Source organism: Xanthobacter tagetidis, assembly GCF_003667445.1.
GTDB lineage: Bacteria > Pseudomonadota > Alphaproteobacteria > Rhizobiales > Xanthobacteraceae > Xanthobacter > Xanthobacter tagetidis.
The window spans coordinates 71,725-86,995 of sequence record NZ_RCTF01000020.1 but is presented as its reverse complement, the minus strand read 5'-3'; the positions used below and the strand labels follow the sequence as shown (position 1 = coordinate 86,995).

Genomic DNA, 15,271 nt, shown 5'->3' with positions numbered 1-15,271 from the left:
CCTCTCCCGCAAGGGGAGAGGGGAGCCGGCCAGATTTCATCGGGAGCGTCTGATGCAGTCCCAGCTCCTCGTCCAGCTCATCATCAACGGGCTCATCATCGGCACGCTCTACGGCGTGGTCGGCATGTGCTTCGTGCTCATCTACAAGGCCAGCCAAGTGGTGAACTTCGCCCAGGGCGAGTTCCTGCTGATCGGCGCGTGGGTGTGCTGGTGGCTTCTGACCGCATGGGACATCCCCTTCTTCTGGGGCTTCCTGATCGCCATCGCCTTCATGATGGTGTTCGGCATCCTGGTGCAGATGGTGGTGCTGCGGCCGCTGATCGGCGAGCCGATCATTTCCGTCATCATGGTGACGATCGGCCTGTCCATCTTCTTCCAGGCGCTGATGAAGTGGATGTTCGGCACGTTCGCCCAGCCGTTCCCGCCCATCTTCCCGGTGGCGCAGGTGAACATCCTCGGGCTCCAGGTGCAGACCGCCTACCTGATGTCCACCGGGGTGAGCCTCGCCATCATGGCCGGCTTCGCCTGGTTCTTTAAGTATTCGAAGATGGGCCTCGCCATGCGGGCCACCGCCTTCTCCCAGCAGGTGGCGCAGTCGCTCGGCATCTCGGTGCGCCAGGTGTTCGCGCTGTCCTGGGGCATCTCGGCGGCGGTCTCGGCGGTCGCCGGCGTGGTGGTCGGCATCGTCAACGGCGTCTCCTCCGCGCTCTCCTTCTTCGGCATCAAGGTGTTCCCGGCGGTGATCCTCGGCGGCCTCGACAGCGTGTTCGGCGCGGTGGTGGGCGGCCTCATCGTCGGCCTTCTTGAGAACCTCGCCCAGTTCGTGGACAGCCAGTATCTCAAGTGGGGCAACCTCTACGAGATCGCGCCCTTCTACGCCCTGATCCTGATCCTGATGATCAAGCCCTACGGGCTGTTCGGCACCCGCGACATCGAGAGGGTCTGAGACCATGGCCATGACCTCCTTGCGCCCGTGCGGCGACTACCGCACCAGCTACCAGGCCGACCAGACCATCTTCTCGACCCGCCTGACGCTGATCCTGATCGTGGCGGCAATCGTCGCCCTGTGCTTCGCGCCGATGTTCCTGTCGCGCTATGTGCTGAGCCTGATGATCCAGATCGGCTATCTCGGCATCGCCGCCTTGGGGCTGAACATCCTGGTCGGCTTCTCGGGCCAGATCTCCATCGGCCACGCGGTGTTCTTCGGCTTCGGCGGCTTCGCCTCGGCCTATCTCGCCAACAAGGGCGTGCCGGTGCCGCTCGCCATCGTGCTGGCGGGGCTGTGGACCACCATCGTCGGCCTCATCTTCGGCCTGCCGGCGGCGCGGGTGAAGGGGCTCTACCTCGCCATCGCGACGCTGGCCGCGCAGTTCATCCTGCAGGACTTCTTCGTGCGCGCCGAGTGGTTCACCGGCGGCACCCACGGCGCCATGGCGCCGCCGTTCGAGCTGTTCGGCTACGACCTCTCCGGCGACACGCGCTACTTCTACGTGGTGCTGTTCTTCGTGGTGGTGATGTATCTCGGCGCCACCAACCTGATGCGCACCCGCGACGGGCGGGCGCTGATCGCGGTGCGCGACCATTATCTCTCCGCCGAGATGATGGGCGTGAACCTGACGAAGTACCGCACCATGGCGTTCGGCATCTCGTCCTTCTATGCCGGCATCGGCGGCGCGCTCTATGCCCACTATATCGGCTTCATGTCGGTGGAGGGGCTCGACATCCTGTTCTCGATCCAGTTCCTCGGCATGATCATCATCGGCGGGCTCGGCTCGATCATGGGCTCGCTCATGGGCACCATCTTCATGGTGCTGCTGCCGGAACTGACGGGCATGCTGGCGAGCGCGCTCCAGGGCAGCACCATCGACCAGGTGCTGCACCTGAAGGACGGCATCACCTACATGCGCGAGATGCTGATCGGTGCCACCATCATCCTGTTCCTGATCTTCGAGCCGGACGGCCTCGCGCACCGCTGGCGGCTGATCAAGGCCTACTGGAAGCTCTACCCGTTCTCGTACTGACCCGAAGCCCACCCCGGCGAAGGCGGCAGCAAGACCACCCCGCCCCAAGAGGATCAACCAAGGAGACGCACATGAAGAAGATCGCGTTGTCCGTCGTGTCGGCGCTGGCGATCGCCGCCGCCGGACCGGCCGCCGCCCAGTCCATCAATATCGGCCATCTCGCCGACTATTCGGGCGGCACTTCGGACGTGGGCCAGCCCTACGGCCAGGGCATCCAGGACACCATCGCCTGGATCAACGCCAATGGCGGCGTGAACGGCAAGAAGATCAATTCCGACTTCAACGAGTACGGCTACCAGGTGCCGCGCGCGCTGGCCGCCTTCAAGAAGTGGGTGGGCTCCGACAAGGTGGTCGCCATCCAGGGCTGGGGCACCGCCGACACCGAGGCGCTGGTCGCCATGGTGACCAAGGAGGAGGTGCCCTATTTCTCCGCCTCCTACTCCGCCTCGCTCACCGATCCCAAGGGCAAGGTGAACGAGAAGAGCGAGCGCGCCGCGCCGTTCAACTTCTTCTACGGCCCGTCCTATTCGGACGCCGCGCGCGCCATGGTGCAGTGGGCCGCCGACGACTGGAAGAAGAAGGGCAAGCCCGGCAAGCCCAAGTGGGTGCACATGGGCGCCAACCACCCGTTCCCCAACTCGCCCAAGGCGGCGGCCGAGGCTTATGCCAAGGAACTGGGCTTCGAGGTGCTCGATCCGATCACCTTCGCGCTGACCCCGGGTGACTACACGCCCCAGTGCCTGACGCTGAAGCAGTCCGGCGCCAACTACGCCTATCTCGGCAACACCGCCGGCTCCAACATCTCGGTGCTGAAGGCCTGCAAGACCGCGGGCGTGGACGTGCAGTTCTTCGGCAACGTCTGGGGCATGGACGAGAACGCCGCCAAGGCGGCGGGCGACGCCGCCAACGGCGTGGTGTTCCCGGTGCGCACCGCCGTCACCTGGTCCGGCGACGCGCCCGGCCTCGCCACCATGAAGGAGATCTCCAAGACCTCCGACCCGTCGGGCACCGCCTACCGGCCGGTGCACTATCTCTCCGCCATCTGCACGGCCCTCTACATGAAGGAGGCCATGGAGTGGGCGGACAAGAACGGCGGCATCGGCGGCGTGAAGATCCGCGACGGCATGTACCAGAAGGCCAACTGGGTGCCGAAGGGCACCGAGGGCGTGTGCAAGCCGTCCACCTGGACCGCCACGGACCACCGTCCCACCACCAGCGTGGACCTCTACCGCGCCGTGGTGAACGGCCCCACCGACGCGTCGGTGGCCGAACTGGTGAAGAGCGGCGTCATCAAGCTGGACAAGGTCGCCACCATCGACCTGCCCCGCAAGACCGAGCTGCAGGGCTGGTGAGGAACGAGGCGAGGCGGGCCGCGGCCCGCCTCGCCTCGCGACGTCGTCCTGCGGCTTGACCGGAGGACCCATTCTCCCGCCGCGGGGGACGGCGAATGGATGCTCCGGTCAAGCCGGAGCATGGCGGCGCGACGGAAGGCACGCCTGTGCAGGAAGCACGGCTCAGGACCTGAACTGGAGACCGCCATGGCCGAGGCCGCACTGAAGATCGATCCCCCCGCCGAGGCGGCGCCGCAGACGCTGCTGGCGGTGGACAATATCGAGGTGGTCTACAATGACGTGATACTCGTCCTGCGCGGCCTCTCGCTGAAGGTGCCCCAGGGCCAGGTGGTGGCGCTGCTCGGCTCCAACGGCGCCGGCAAGTCCACCACGCTCAAGGCCATCTCCGGGTTGCTCAAGTCCGAGGACGGCGAGATCACGCGCGGCGACATCACCTTCGCCGGCGAGAAGATCAACGGCATCGAGCCGGACAAGATCGTGCGCCGCGGCATCTTCCAGGTGATGGAGGGCCGGCGCATCATCTCCGACATGACCTGCCTCGAGAATCTGCGCCTCGGCGCCTTCACCCGGCGCGACAACGAGGTGAAGAGCGACATCGAGCGCGTCTACGACTACTTCCCGCGCCTCAAGGAACGCACGGGCCTCGCCGGCTACCTCTCCGGCGGCGAGCAGCAGATGCTGGCCATCGGCCGCGCCATGATGGCCCGCCCGAAGCTCATCCTCATGGACGAGCCCTCCATGGGCCTGTCGCCGCTGCTGGTGAAGGAGGTGTTCGCCATCATCCGCAAGCTCAACCGCGACCTCGGCGTCACCATCCTGCTGGTGGAGCAGAATGCGCGCGTGGCGCTGTCGGTGGCAGACTACGGCTACATCATGGAGCAGGGCAAGATCGTGCTCGACGGCACGGCGGCGGCGCTCCAGTCGAACGAGGACGTGAAGGAATTCTATCTCGGCCAGGGCGGCGGCGAGGAGCGCAAGTCGTTCAAGAACCTCAAGAGCTTCAAGCGCCGCAAGCGGTGGCTTTAGCGGTGATCGGGCGCCGGCTGAGGGTTCGGCGAATCCGTACCGTCATGTCGTCGCGCCAGTCTCAACTGCCACCGTCATCGCCCGGCTCGTCCGGGCGATCCACCCGGCAGCCCGGCTGGCGTTCAGCTTCGAAGCGCGCCGGCACGGATGAGTGGATGCCCCGGACAAGCCGGGGCATGACGGCACCTGGAACCTCACCTCTGCGCCCCGGCCAGCTTTTGATGCGAGCCCAACCATGACCGACCCGAACCGCCACTACGACGCCAGCGAGACCCGCTCCCCCGAGGCGCGCGAGGCCGCGCTGATGGAGGCGCTGCCGGCGCAGGTCGCCCATGCGAAGGCGAAGTCCGCCTATTTCGGAGCGCTGTTCAAAGGCGTGGACCCCGCGTCGGTGACCTCGCGCGCGGCACTGGCGCGGCTGCCCGTCACCCGCAAGTCCGATTTGCTGGAAATCCAGCCGAAAAGCCTGCCCTTCGGCGGCCTCAACGCGGTGGCGCCGGGCAGGCTCGCGCGCATCTTCATGTCGCCGGGGCCGATCTACGATCCCGAGGGCCACGGCCCGGACTTCTGGCGCTTCGCCCGCGGCCTGTTCGCGGCCGGCTTCCGCGCCGGCGACATCGTCCACAATTCCTTCTCCTACCACCTGACCCCGGCCGGCTCGATGATCGAGAGCGGCGCCCATGCGCTCGGCTGCGCGGTGGTGCCGGCGGGCGTCGGCCAGACCGACCTGCAATTGCGCGCCATCGCCGACATCCGCCCCCAGGGCTATGGCGGCACGCCCTCCTTCCTCAAGATCCTGGTGGACAAGGCCCGCGAGACCGGCACCGACATCTCCTCGCTGAAGAAGGCGCTGGTAACGGGCGAAGCCTTCCTGCCGCCGCACCGGGCCGAGCTGAAGGCGGCCGGCATCGCCGCCCGCCAGTGCTACGGCACCGCCGATCTCGGCCTCGTCGCCTATGAGAGCGAGGCCGAGGAGGGGATGATCGTCGAGGAAGGCTGCCTGGTCGAGATCCTGCGCCCCGGCACCGGCGACCCGGTGGAGGCGGAGGGCGAGGTCGGCGAGGTGGTGGTGACGCTGTTCGACGCCGACTACCCCCTCATCCGCTTCGCGACCGGCGATCTCTCGGCCGTTCTTCCGGGCCTGAGCCCTTGCGGCCGCACGAACATGCGGCTGAAGGGCTGGATGGGCCGGGCCGACCAGGTGACCAAGATCCGCGGCATGTTCGTGCACCCGGTGCAGGTGACGGCGGCGGTGAAGAAGCACCCCGCGGTCGCCAAGGCGCGGCTCGTGGTGGACCGCATCGGCGACCAGGACGACATGCTGCTGGAGATCGAGGTGGCGGACGCCGGCGCCCTGGCGCAGGAGGCGCTGCTGGACGATCTGCGCGCCGCGACCAAGCTGCGCGGGCGCCTCGCTCTGCTCGCGCCCGGCACCCTGCCCGCGGACGCGAAGACCATCGACGACCGCCGCCCGGTCTGAGCGGTGGTCGGTCCCTTGTTGGTCGACGAGCCGCCCCTGCCCTTCGGCCCGTCATCCCCCGGCTCGTCCAGGGCGTCCACCGTGCCGCGCGCGCGGCGCCCCGCTTCCGAGCGCAGCATAGGCGATCAGGTGGATGCCCCGGACAAGCCGGGGCATGACGCAGGCGCAGGATGGGCGGGCCGCCGCGTTCTCAGCTCGCCTACTTCGCCGGCGCCATCGCGCCCGCCGCCGGGGCCTGCGCCGGGAAGCGGTCCGAGATGTCCAGGTTGAAGATGCGCTTGGCGTTGAGGCCGAGGATGTTGCGCTTCGACTGCTCGGAGAGGAACTTCAGATCCCAGATGGTGCTCGGCAGGTCCATGTCCCAGTGGGGATAGTCGGACGAATAGAGCAGCTGCGTATCCGCATTGATCATCTTGAAGGTGAGTTCCAGCGCCTCCATGTTGTTCACCATCTCCATGGGCTGGGTGGTGTAGTACATCTCGCGCATATAGTCGCTCGGCAGCCGCTTCAGCGAGGGCGCCTCCGAGGTGCGCATGCGGAAGTCGTTGTCGAGCCGCTGCATCAGCCACGGCACCCAGGCGAGGCCCGATTCGATCCAGATCACCTTCAGCTTCGGGAAGCGCTCGGGCAGGCCGTTGATGACCCAGTTGGCGCAGTGCACCGCGTTGAAGAAGGTGAAGCCCACCGCGTGGGCGGTGATGAAGCGGTTGGTGAGCGAGACCAGCTGGTCGTTCCAGTGGTACGAGGCATGGAAGGAGAGCGGCAGCCCCATCTCCTCCAGCAGCGCGTAGGTCTTCATGTAGGCGTTGTCATAGACCGGCTTGTAGCGGGTCGAGACCACCATGAAGCCGATCACGCCTTCCTTGTGGCCGAACTCCTTGACCATCCGGTAGGTGGCCTCGGGATCGTTGAACGGCAGATAGAGCATGGTCTTCAGCCGCTTGCAGGTGGGCGTGACGTTGTCGGTCAGCCAGCGATTGTAGGCCCGCGCCATGCCCACCTCGACCTCGTGCTGCGGGTGCAGGCCGAGGAACAGCATGGGGGTGGGGAACAGGCAGGCATAGTCGACGCTGAGCGCATCCATCCAGCGCAGCGTCTGCTCCACCTCGCGCGGGCGACCGGTGAGATCGATCTTCTCGTGCTTGCGCTCCATGTAGCGCGTCACGCGCCCGCCGCCGTCCTGGTAGCCCGGCTGGTCCACCAGCACCGAGGTCGCGCCCTTGTAGGCGTAGGTGTTGATGGCGAGCTGCTTCAGCGCCGGGTCCTCGATGTATTCGAGGATCTCGGCGAGGTTGTCGGTCTCGTAGTGGTGCGAATCCACGTCCACCACCAGGACGTCGTCGAGCCCGCGGGCATCGGCCTGGGCGCGGGCGTTGGCGAGGTGCTCCCCGGTGTGGAAGCCCTCGATGTTCATGTCGTAAGCGGGGGTGCTGGAGCGGAAATGCATGGCTGAAATTCCTTGCCGTGTGCTCAGCGGGTGCCCGACCAGGACTGCCACATGCCGAGCTCGAAGATTTCGAGGTTCGAGGCCTTCATCATCGCCGAGACGGTGACGAGGACGGCCGTGGCGCTCACCGCGCCGCCGTCGCCGAGCACCTGGACCCGGTTCCCGCCATCGAACTTGGCGCCGCAGACCTGCACCAGGAGCGTCGCGAGCTCGTTCAGCGCGCCTTCGGGAAAGTCGATGCCGCCGACGCCGGCCGCCGCAGCCCGGAGCTGCGCGATCAGGCGGGCGATGTCGTCCTCACTGAGGGCGGGCGGAGCGGGCGGCATGGCGGCGCGGGCCAGTTCAGACGATGACATAGACATTGGCGTCCCTCTCCACGGCGGTGAAGCGGCGCAGGCCCACGGCGCCGTCGCCCGCGCACTTGCCGGTCTCGATGTCGAATTCCCAGCCGTGCCAGGGGCAGACGATGTGCAGCACATCCTCGTTGAAGCGCATGCCCTGGTAGGTGTGGTCCTCGGCGATGATCTCCTCCACCTTGTGGATCATCAGCCCGGCGCAGACCGGCCCGCCCTGGTGCGGGCACAGGTTCAGGAAGGCGTGCAGCTTGCCCTTGGCGCGGATCACGCCGATCTCGTGCTTTCCGGCGCGCACCGTGGCGCGCCCGCCTTCCGGCAGTTGGTCGGACGTGGTGACGAACACCTCGGGCATCGTTTGCTCCGCTCGCATCTTCTTGACGAGCTATGGGTGCGCGATCGCCGGATTTCGCGCCAACGATGATTTCTGAAACGGGCGCTGAGCAAAATTCAGCGAGAGATCAAGGTGTTGAAATTTCTTTGGAATTCATCGAAGAAAGGCGACGGCCGGCCCGCCCCGGCCCCGGTGGGCGGGCGAAGGGCGTCGCGACGACGGGGCGGGATCGGGAGGCGGCGGCGGCCTCACGCACTCAGGGTGCGCGGCGCCGGCGCCTCGTTGAGGCGCTCCAGCAGCCAGCCGCGGAAGGTCGCGACCTTGTTCACGCCGGCATTGGCGTGGGGCGTGACGAGATAGTAGCTGAAGGTCGAGCGCGCCCTCAGGCCGAACGGCTCCACCAGCCGCCCGCTCTCCAGGTCCGGCCCCACCACGCCCGACCGCCCCAGGATCACGCCGAGCCCGTCAATGGCGGCATGGAGCGAGGTAATCATGTAGTCGCAGGCGATCTCCGACTGGAATTCGAGGCCGGGGACGTCCGCCGCCTCGAGCCAGAACGGCCATTCGTCGCGCAGGATCAGGGACGAGGTACGGATCACCGTATGGTCGGCGAGATCGGCCGGCTCGCGCAGGCGCGGCCCGCGGGCGAACAGGCGCGGGCTGCACACGGGGAACACCTCCTCGGTGCCGAGCTTGTCCACGCTCACCCCGGCCCAGTCGCCGGCGCCGTGCCAGATGGCGACGTCGAAATCGTAGTTCGCCGCATTCTCGAACCATTGCGTGGTGCGCAGGCGCAGGGAGATGGACGGGTAGAGCGTCCTGAAGTCGTGCAAATGCGGCAGCAGGCGCTTGATGGCGAAGGTGCCGAGGCATTGCACCGTGAGCACCCGCTCGTCGGAATTGTCGGCCGCCCGGTTGGTGGCGGAGGAGATCTCGACAATCGCCGAGCGCACCGAGCTGAGATAGGCCTCGGCCGTGCGCGTCAGGGTCAGGGCATTGTTGTTGCGGATGAAAAGCCGGGCGCCGAGGGTTTCCTCCAGGTTGCGGATCTGGTGGCTGATGGCGGTCGGCGTCAGGTTCAGCTCCACGCCTGCGCGGGTGAAGCTGAGATGCCGGGCCGCAGCCTCGAATGCCCTGAGGCTCATCATGGAAGGAAAGCGTGTCCGCATCCTTGGCGCCGGCTCCCTGGACCTCGTTCTTAGGAATTTGATTAATATCAAGAATGAGGAGGTCATGAGGTCGCAGTCAAGAAACCTCCGGCACGCCTTTCCCCAGCGCCAGACGCCGCCGCGACGCCGCAGCCGTCGCCATAAGGGCATGAAATCACTCGTTTTCGGCCTGCGCGGGCGCGCCGGAGCCGCCGCCGTCGCCTGATCGGGCGGTGGCTAGAATAATCATCCTGGTATCGATGAATTTATTTCAGTTGACGCAGTCCGGCTCTTCGGCACCGGAGCGCCAAATCTTGCTCCCGACCGCCGGGGCACGGGGGAAGACCGCGCTTCGACCGCGCGCGGGCCGTCTCTGCCTGCGGATCGCAAGCTAGCGTCCCGCGATACCCCTGGCAAGGGATGCGGGGACATACCCCGATCCTGTGAACGCTTGCGCTTCGCCTCTCTCCCCGCTTGGCCGCCGCGGCCGCCCGGCGCAACCGCAGCCGGCCGCGGGGCCGGTCGTCCAACGGCGGGCACGGCAGCCGGCCGCGGGGCGCCGCAGGTGCGGATGCGGCCGGCCGAAGCGCGCCCCGGCCGCTGTGGCAGCGATGCGCCGGCCGACGGCCGGGCGAAATTCCTTCAGCGAAGGCTGGAATCGTTTCAATTGCCCGCGCCCGTCCTCCCGGCCCACGGTCGGCGCAAAGCAGGGAGGAACACCACATGAGGTTCACGCGGTTCATGTCCGCATCGCTGGCCGCTATTCTCGCGCTGGCCGCCGTGCCGGCGAGCGCGACGCAGGCGACCTATCCCGACCGTGCGGTCAAGATCGTCGTCCCGTTCGGCCCGGGCAGTGCGACCGACGGCTTCGCGCGCACCCTCGCCGCCTTCCTGCAAGCGCAGTTCGGGCAGCCCTTCGTGGTGGAGAACAAGCCGGGCGCGCAGGGCGTCGTCGCGGCCTCCTACGTCGCGAAGTCCGAGCCCGACGGCTACACGCTGTTCATGACCACCAACACCACCCAGTCGGCGGCCCAGGGCATCATCAAGAACGTGCCCTACGACCCGCTGAAGGACTTCACCTCCATCGCCCGCCTGGGCGGCATCTATTCCTTCGTGGTGGTCAATCCGAACCTGCCGGTGAAGACGCTGCCCGAACTGATCGCCTACGCCAAGGCGAACCCCAACAAGCTCAGCTACGCCACCGGCAACAGCACCGGCGTCATCGTCGGCGCGACGCTCACCCGCCTTGCCGGCATCGACATGCTGCCGGTGCGCTACAACACCACCGTGCAGGGCCTGAACGACGTCATGGGCGGGCACATCCCGGTGATGATCACCGACGCCGTGACGGGACTGCCGCAGGTGGCCGCGGGCAAGGTGCGCCCGCTCGCCGCCACCGGCGCGACGCGGCTGAAGCAGCTCCCGGACATGCCGACCATTTCGGAAGTGGCCATCCCCGGCTTCGACCTCGACGCCTGGCTCGGCCTGTTCGGCCCCGCCGGCATGCCCAAGCCGGTGGTGGCCGCGATCGAGGCGAAGGTGAAGGCGTTCCTCGCCGACCAGGAGACGGCGGCGCGCCTGGAGCAGATCGGCTTCGCGGTGGTGTTCAGCCCCTCGGACGAGTTCGACCGCTTCGTGAAGGCCGAATATCCCAAGTGGATGCAGGCCGTGAAGGAAGCCGGCATCACGCCGCAATAGGCCGCAGCGCCCCGGCGCCGCTGCCATCGCGGCGGCGCCGCACCGCTTTGCGGCGCCGCGCCCCTTGATGCGGCGCCGCAAAGCGGACAAGAGGAGGGGCCGCCCCTCGCCGCGGCGCGACGCGCGGGCTACGCCTTGGACCTCATCCTCGCCCAGTTCCTGACCGGCCTCGCCGCGGCCTGCTCGCTCTTCCTCGTGGCGAGCGGGCTGTCGCTGATCTTCGGCGTCACGCGGATCGTCAATTTCGCCCACGGCGCGTTCTACATGCTGGGCGCCTATGCGGCCTACTGGCTCCAGCAGCGCCTCGCCGGGCCGGTCGGCTTCTGGGGCGCCGTCGTGCTCGCGGCGCTTCTCGTCGGCGCGCTCGGCGCGCTGATGGAGATGACGCTGCTGCGGCGCATCTACCGCGCGCCGGAGCTGTTCCAGCTGCTCGCCACCTTCGGCGTGACGCTGATGATGGAGGATGTGGTCGTCCTCCTGTTCGGCCCGGAGGACCTGCTCGGCGCGCGCGCCCCCGGCCTCAAGGGGGCCGTGGAGGTGATGGGCCAGCAGGTGCCCGCCTACGACCTCTTCCTGGTGGCGCTCGGCCCCCTGGTGCTGCTCGCCCTCACGCTGGCGCTCAAGCGCACGCGCTGGGGCATCCTGGTGCGCGCGGCGACGCAGGATCGCGACATGGTGGCGGCGCTGGGCGTGAACCAGAAATGGCTCTTCACCTCGGTGTTCGCGCTCGGCATCGTCCTCGCCGCCTTGGGCGGGGCGCTGCAATTGCCGCGCGGGGAGACCGCCCACCACACCATGGACCTCAAGATCATCGTCGAGGCGTTCGTGGTGGTGGTGATCGGCGGGCTGGGCTCGGTGCCGGGCGCCTTCCTCGCCGCGCTGCTGGTGGCGGAGCTGAACGCCTTCGGCATCCTGGTGCTGCCGGAGGTCTCGCTGGTCCTGGTGTTCCTCGTGATGGCGGTGGTCCTGGTGGCGCGGCCCTACGGGCTGCTCGGGCGCCCGCAGAGCGCGCAGCGCGGCGCGCTCGTGGTGACGGCGCGGCCGTGGCGCCCGTTCACCGCGCCGGAGCGGGCGATTGCGCTGGCGCTCGCCGCCCTCGCCGCGATGCTGCCGCTCGCCGGCGGCGCCTATGCGCTCTCGGTGGGCGCGGAGGTGGCGCTGTTCGTGCTGTTCGCCGCAAGCCTGCACCTCGTCATGGGCGCGGGCGGCATGGCCTCGTTCGGGCACGCCGCCTATTTCGGCCTCGGCGCATATGGCGCGGCGCTGGCGGTGACCGCCGGCGCGCCCATGCTGGCCGCCCTCGCGGCGGGGCCGCTCCTCGCCTTGCTCGGCGCGGTGGCGTTCGGCTGGTTCTGCGTGCGGCTCTCGGGCGTCTATTCGGCCATGCTGACGCTCGCCTTCGCGCAGATCGCCTGGGCGGTGGCGTTCCAGTGGGTCGGCGTCACCGGCGGCGACAACGGGCTGATCGGCATCTGGCCCGCCGCCTGGGCCGCTTCGCCCGCAACGTTCTACTGGCTTTCCCTTGCGGCGGCGCTCCTCGGGGTGGCGCTGCTGCGCATGGTGATCTTCTCGCCCTTCGGCCTTGCGCTGCGGGCGGTGCGCGACAACCCGGCCCGCGCCGAGGCGCTCGGTTTGTCGCGCCAGCGCGTGCAGTGGGCCGCCTTCGCCATCGCCGGCACGCTCGCGGGGGTGGCGGGCGCCTTGTTCGCGTTCCTGAAGGGCAGCGTGTTCCCGGACGTGCTGGGCATCCCGCTCTCGGTGGACGCGCTCGCCATGGTGCTGCTGGGCGGCGTCGGCACGGTGATCGGGCCGGTGCCCGGCGCCATCCTCTACAAGCTCCTGTCCATCGTCCTCGTCAGCGCCACGGCCTATTCCAAGCTGCTGCTGGGCGGCCTCGTGGTGGCGCTGGTGGTGGCCGCGCCGCGCGGCATCGCCGGGGCCGCGCTCGACCTCCTGGCGCGGCGGAGGGCGACGCCATGAGCGCCCCGCTCCTGGAGGCGCGGGGCCTCGCCAAGGCCTATGGCGGCGTCGAGGCGGTGCGCGACGTCTCGTTCACGCTGGCGCCGGGCGAGATGCTGGCGCTGATAGGCCCCAACGGCGCGGGAAAGAGCACGCTGTTCGCCATGCTCGGCGGGCAGTTGCGGCCCGACGCCGGGCGGGTGCTGCTCCAAGGCCGCGACATCACGCGCGTGCCGGCCAGCGGGCGCTTCGCGCTCGGGGTGGGGCGCACCTTCCAGGTGGCGGCGACGTTCCCGTCCCTGAGCGTGCGCGAGAACGTGCAGACCGCGCTGCTCTCGCGCGCCGGCGAGCTGTTCCGCCTCATGGGCCGCGCCGACCGGAGCCACCGCGCCGAGGCCGACGCGCTGCTCGGCCATGTGGGGCTCGCCGGCGCCGCCGACCGGGCGGCGGGCGAACTCGCCTATGGCGACGTGAAGCGGCTGGAGCTGGCGCTGGCGCTGGGCAATGCGCCGCGCCTGCTGCTGATGGACGAGCCCACCGCCGGCATGGCCCGCGCCGAACGGGCCGACCTCATGCGCCTCGCCCGCGACATCGCCCGCGACCGCGCCATCGGCGTCCTGTTCACCGAGCACGACATGGAGGCGGTGTTCGGCCATGCCGACCGCATCCTGGTGCTCGACCGCGGCGCGCTGATCGCCGAGGGACCACCCGACGCCGTCCGGCGCGACCCGAAGGTGCGCGCGGTCTATCTGGGCGAGGAGGCGGGTCCGTGAGCGGCGGCCTCCAGCTCGAAGCGCAGGATCTCGCCGCCGCCTACGGCAGGGCGCAGGTGCTGTTCGGCGTCTCGCTGGCGCTGGCGCCGGGGGAGGTGCTGGCCCTCGTGGGCCGCAACGGCGCGGGCAAGTCCACCACGCTGAAGGCGATCATGGGCCTCGTGCCGGCCACCGGGACGGTGCGGCTGGGCGGGCAGGACATCGCGCGCCTGCCGGCGTTCGAGCGCGCCCGGCTCGGCCTCGGCTACGTGCCGGAGGACCGGCGCATTTTCACCGACCTGACCGTGCTGGAGAACCTGGAGACCGGCCGCCGGCCGCCGCGCTCCGGCCGGGCACCGTTCACCGAGGCGCGGCTGTTCGCCATGTTCCCCAACCTCGCCGAGATGCGCCACCGGCGCGGCGGCGCCATGAGCGGCGGCGAGCAGCAGATGCTCGCGCTCGCCCGTACCCTGATGGGCAATCCGGCGGTGCTGCTGCTCGACGAGCCGTCCGAGGGCCTCGCCCCGCGCATCGTCGCCGAGATGGCGAAGGCGGTGGCGGCGCTCAAGGCCGAGGGCCTGTCCATCCTCGTCAGCGAGCAGAACGTCGCCTTCACCCGCGCCATCGCCGACCGGGCGCTCCTGATCGAGCGCGGCGCCGTGCGCGCGGCGGGATCGGTCGGCGAGATCGAGGCGCGGCTCGCCGCCGACGCCCTGGGTACGGACGCTCAATAGCCCCGCTCGGGCTCCACCTGGAACAGAGGCGCCTCGCCGCGCCGCAGGCGGCGGATGTTCTCGGCGATCTGCGCCGCCGCGCTCGCCGGGATGGCCACCGAGGCGAGATGCGGCGTGATGAGCACGTTCTCCATCTCCCAGAGCGGGCTGTCCTGCGGCAGCGGCTCCGCCTCGAACACGTCGAGCGTGGCGCTTTCCATGTGGCCGGAACGCAGTGCCGCGATCAGCGCCTGCTCGTCCACCACCGGGCCGCGCGCCACGTTGATGAGCTTCGCGCCTTTCGGCAGCAAAGCGAGGCGGCGGGCATCGAGCACGTGCCGCGTCTGCGGCGTGAGCGGCAGCATGACCACCAGGATCTCCACGTCGGCGAGGAAGCCGTCCAGCGCCCCGAGGCCGTGGACGGTCTCGATGCCGGTGAGCCGCTTGGGCGAGCGCGACCAACCCTTCACCCGGAAGCCCTGGCCGGCCACCTCGCGCGCCGCCCTGGCGCCCAGCTCGCCGAGGCCGAGGATGCCCACCGTGATCTCGCCCGCCGTGCGCGGGTTCACCCAGTGCCAGCGCCGCGCGCGCCGCGCCCGCTCCAGTTCCGGCACGTCGCGGGCGTGGCGCAGCACCGCCATGAGCACGAACGAGGCCATCATGCGCGCCATCTCCGGATCGCAGATGCGGGTCACCGGCACGCCGGGCAGGTCGGCGCGCCCCACCAGCGCATCCACCCCGGCGCCGAGATTGGTGACGAGGGCGAGGTTCGCCAGCGGCGCGAAGAAGCCCATGGGCGGCTGCCAGACCAGCGCATACCGCACCGCGGCCGGGTCGTAGGGCTGCGTCGAGACGACGATGTCGAGATCGGGCAACTGGCCCTTCAATGCCCCGCTCCAGGCGGCGGCATCGTCATAGTCGCTGTGGAAGAGCAGGGTCTCGGGCATCGGGGCATCCGGGCGGGTCGCGTGCCGCCGAGGGGTAGCCG

The 15,271-nt window shown here is 69.1% G+C and carries 14 protein-coding genes; 9 read left to right on the top strand and 5 right to left on the bottom strand.

Annotation, left to right across the window (positions count from 1 at the left end; all coding sequences use genetic code 11):
* Positions 1–52 precede the first annotated feature (52 nt).
* The 5 genes from D9R14_RS19475 (at position 53) to D9R14_RS19455 (ending at position 5,879) form a co-directional block, all read left to right on the top strand.
* Entirely contained in the window at positions 53–946 is an 894-nt protein-coding gene (locus D9R14_RS19475; protein ID WP_121625019.1) for a branched-chain amino acid ABC transporter permease, read from the top strand.
* Between the two features lie 4 nt (positions 947–950).
* Positions 951–2,021, top strand: a complete 1,071-nt coding sequence (locus D9R14_RS19470) for a branched-chain amino acid ABC transporter permease (RefSeq protein WP_121625018.1) — start codon at positions 951–953, stop codon at positions 2,019–2,021.
* Between the two features lie 71 nt (positions 2,022–2,092).
* Complete coding sequence (locus D9R14_RS19465; protein ID WP_121625017.1) at positions 2,093–3,373, top strand: ABC transporter substrate-binding protein; 1,281 nt, start codon at positions 2,093–2,095, stop codon at positions 3,371–3,373.
* Between the two features lie 186 nt (positions 3,374–3,559).
* On the top strand, positions 3,560–4,399 hold the full coding sequence (locus tag D9R14_RS19460; RefSeq protein ID WP_121625016.1) for an ABC transporter ATP-binding protein: 840 nt from the start codon (positions 3,560–3,562) through the stop codon (positions 4,397–4,399).
* Positions 4,400–4,634: 235 nt separating this feature from the next.
* The gene (locus D9R14_RS19455; RefSeq protein WP_121625015.1) at positions 4,635–5,879 is read left to right on the top strand and encodes a phenylacetate--CoA ligase family protein; all 1,245 of its coding nucleotides are present in this window, start codon (positions 4,635–4,637) and stop codon (positions 5,877–5,879) included.
* A 199-nt stretch (positions 5,880–6,078) separates the two neighbouring features.
* Here D9R14_RS19455 and D9R14_RS19450 read toward each other — a convergent pair whose 3' ends face one another.
* From D9R14_RS19450 to gcvA, 4 genes are all read right to left on the bottom strand, one after another.
* Positions 6,079–7,326, bottom strand: a complete 1,248-nt coding sequence (locus D9R14_RS19450; RefSeq protein WP_121625014.1) for an amidohydrolase family protein — start codon at positions 7,324–7,326, stop codon at positions 6,079–6,081.
* Between the two features lie 23 nt (positions 7,327–7,349).
* Positions 7,350–7,688, bottom strand: coding sequence for a hypothetical protein (locus tag D9R14_RS19445; RefSeq protein ID WP_147453072.1), 339 nt, complete (start codon positions 7,686–7,688; stop codon positions 7,350–7,352).
* Complete coding sequence (locus D9R14_RS19440) at positions 7,669–8,034, bottom strand: Rieske (2Fe-2S) protein (RefSeq protein ID WP_121625012.1); 366 nt, start codon at positions 8,032–8,034, stop codon at positions 7,669–7,671. Before D9R14_RS19440 ends, D9R14_RS19445 begins: the two co-directional genes overlap by 20 nt.
* A gap of 227 nt (positions 8,035–8,261) precedes the next feature.
* Complete coding sequence (gene gcvA / locus D9R14_RS19435; RefSeq protein ID WP_281042024.1) at positions 8,262–9,182, bottom strand: transcriptional regulator GcvA; 921 nt, start codon at positions 9,180–9,182, stop codon at positions 8,262–8,264.
* Positions 9,183–9,884: 702 nt separating this feature from the next.
* Here gcvA and D9R14_RS19430 point away from each other — a divergent pair.
* From D9R14_RS19430 to D9R14_RS19415, 4 genes are all read left to right on the top strand, one after another.
* Positions 9,885–10,859, top strand: a complete 975-nt coding sequence (locus D9R14_RS19430) for a Bug family tripartite tricarboxylate transporter substrate binding protein (RefSeq protein WP_210210878.1) — start codon at positions 9,885–9,887, stop codon at positions 10,857–10,859.
* 135 nt (positions 10,860–10,994) lie between these two features.
* On the top strand, positions 10,995–12,839 hold the full coding sequence (locus D9R14_RS19425) for an ABC transporter permease (protein ID WP_121625010.1): 1,845 nt from the start codon (positions 10,995–10,997) through the stop codon (positions 12,837–12,839).
* Positions 12,836–13,591 (top strand): ABC transporter ATP-binding protein, encoded by a 756-nt coding sequence (locus D9R14_RS19420; RefSeq protein WP_121625009.1) that lies wholly within the window; start codon positions 12,836–12,838, stop codon positions 13,589–13,591. The genes D9R14_RS19425 and D9R14_RS19420 overlap by 4 nt, the downstream gene beginning before the upstream one ends.
* Positions 13,588–14,304, top strand: coding sequence for an ABC transporter ATP-binding protein (locus tag D9R14_RS19415; RefSeq protein WP_121625008.1), 717 nt, complete (start codon positions 13,588–13,590; stop codon positions 14,302–14,304). The genes D9R14_RS19420 and D9R14_RS19415 overlap by 4 nt, the downstream gene beginning before the upstream one ends.
* Here D9R14_RS19415 and D9R14_RS19410 read toward each other — a convergent pair.
* Positions 14,298–15,230 (bottom strand): 2-hydroxyacid dehydrogenase, encoded by a 933-nt coding sequence (locus tag D9R14_RS19410; RefSeq protein ID WP_121625007.1) that lies wholly within the window; start codon positions 15,228–15,230, stop codon positions 14,298–14,300. The two genes, D9R14_RS19415 and D9R14_RS19410, sit on opposite strands and share 7 nt — an antisense overlap.
* Positions 15,231–15,271: the final 41 nt, after the last annotated feature.

Coding starts and splice junctions, on each gene's coding strand:
- D9R14_RS19455 (WP_121625015.1), top strand. CDS start 4,635: ATGACCGACCCGAACCGCCACTACGACGCCAGCGAGACCCGCTCCCCC.
- D9R14_RS19440 (WP_121625012.1), bottom strand. CDS start 8,034: ATGCCCGAGGTGTTCGTCACCACGTCCGACCAACTGCCGGAAGGCGGG.
- gcvA (WP_281042024.1), bottom strand. CDS start 9,182: ATGCGGACACGCTTTCCTTCCATGATGAGCCTCAGGGCATTCGAGGCT.
- D9R14_RS19465 (WP_121625017.1), top strand. CDS start 2,093: ATGAAGAAGATCGCGTTGTCCGTCGTGTCGGCGCTGGCGATCGCCGCC.
- D9R14_RS19430 (WP_210210878.1), top strand. CDS start 9,885: ATGAGGTTCACGCGGTTCATGTCCGCATCGCTGGCCGCTATTCTCGCG.
- D9R14_RS19450 (WP_121625014.1), bottom strand. CDS start 7,326: ATGCATTTCCGCTCCAGCACCCCCGCTTACGACATGAACATCGAGGGC.
- D9R14_RS19445 (WP_147453072.1), bottom strand. CDS start 7,688: ATGTCTATGTCATCGTCTGAACTGGCCCGCGCCGCCATGCCGCCCGCT.
- D9R14_RS19410 (WP_121625007.1), bottom strand. CDS start 15,230: ATGCCCGAGACCCTGCTCTTCCACAGCGACTATGACGATGCCGCCGCC.
- D9R14_RS19470 (WP_121625018.1), top strand. CDS start 951: ATGGCCATGACCTCCTTGCGCCCGTGCGGCGACTACCGCACCAGCTAC.
- D9R14_RS19460 (WP_121625016.1), top strand. CDS start 3,560: ATGGCCGAGGCCGCACTGAAGATCGATCCCCCCGCCGAGGCGGCGCCG.
- D9R14_RS19475 (WP_121625019.1), top strand. CDS start 53: ATGCAGTCCCAGCTCCTCGTCCAGCTCATCATCAACGGGCTCATCATC.
- D9R14_RS19420 (WP_121625009.1), top strand. CDS start 12,836: ATGAGCGCCCCGCTCCTGGAGGCGCGGGGCCTCGCCAAGGCCTATGGC.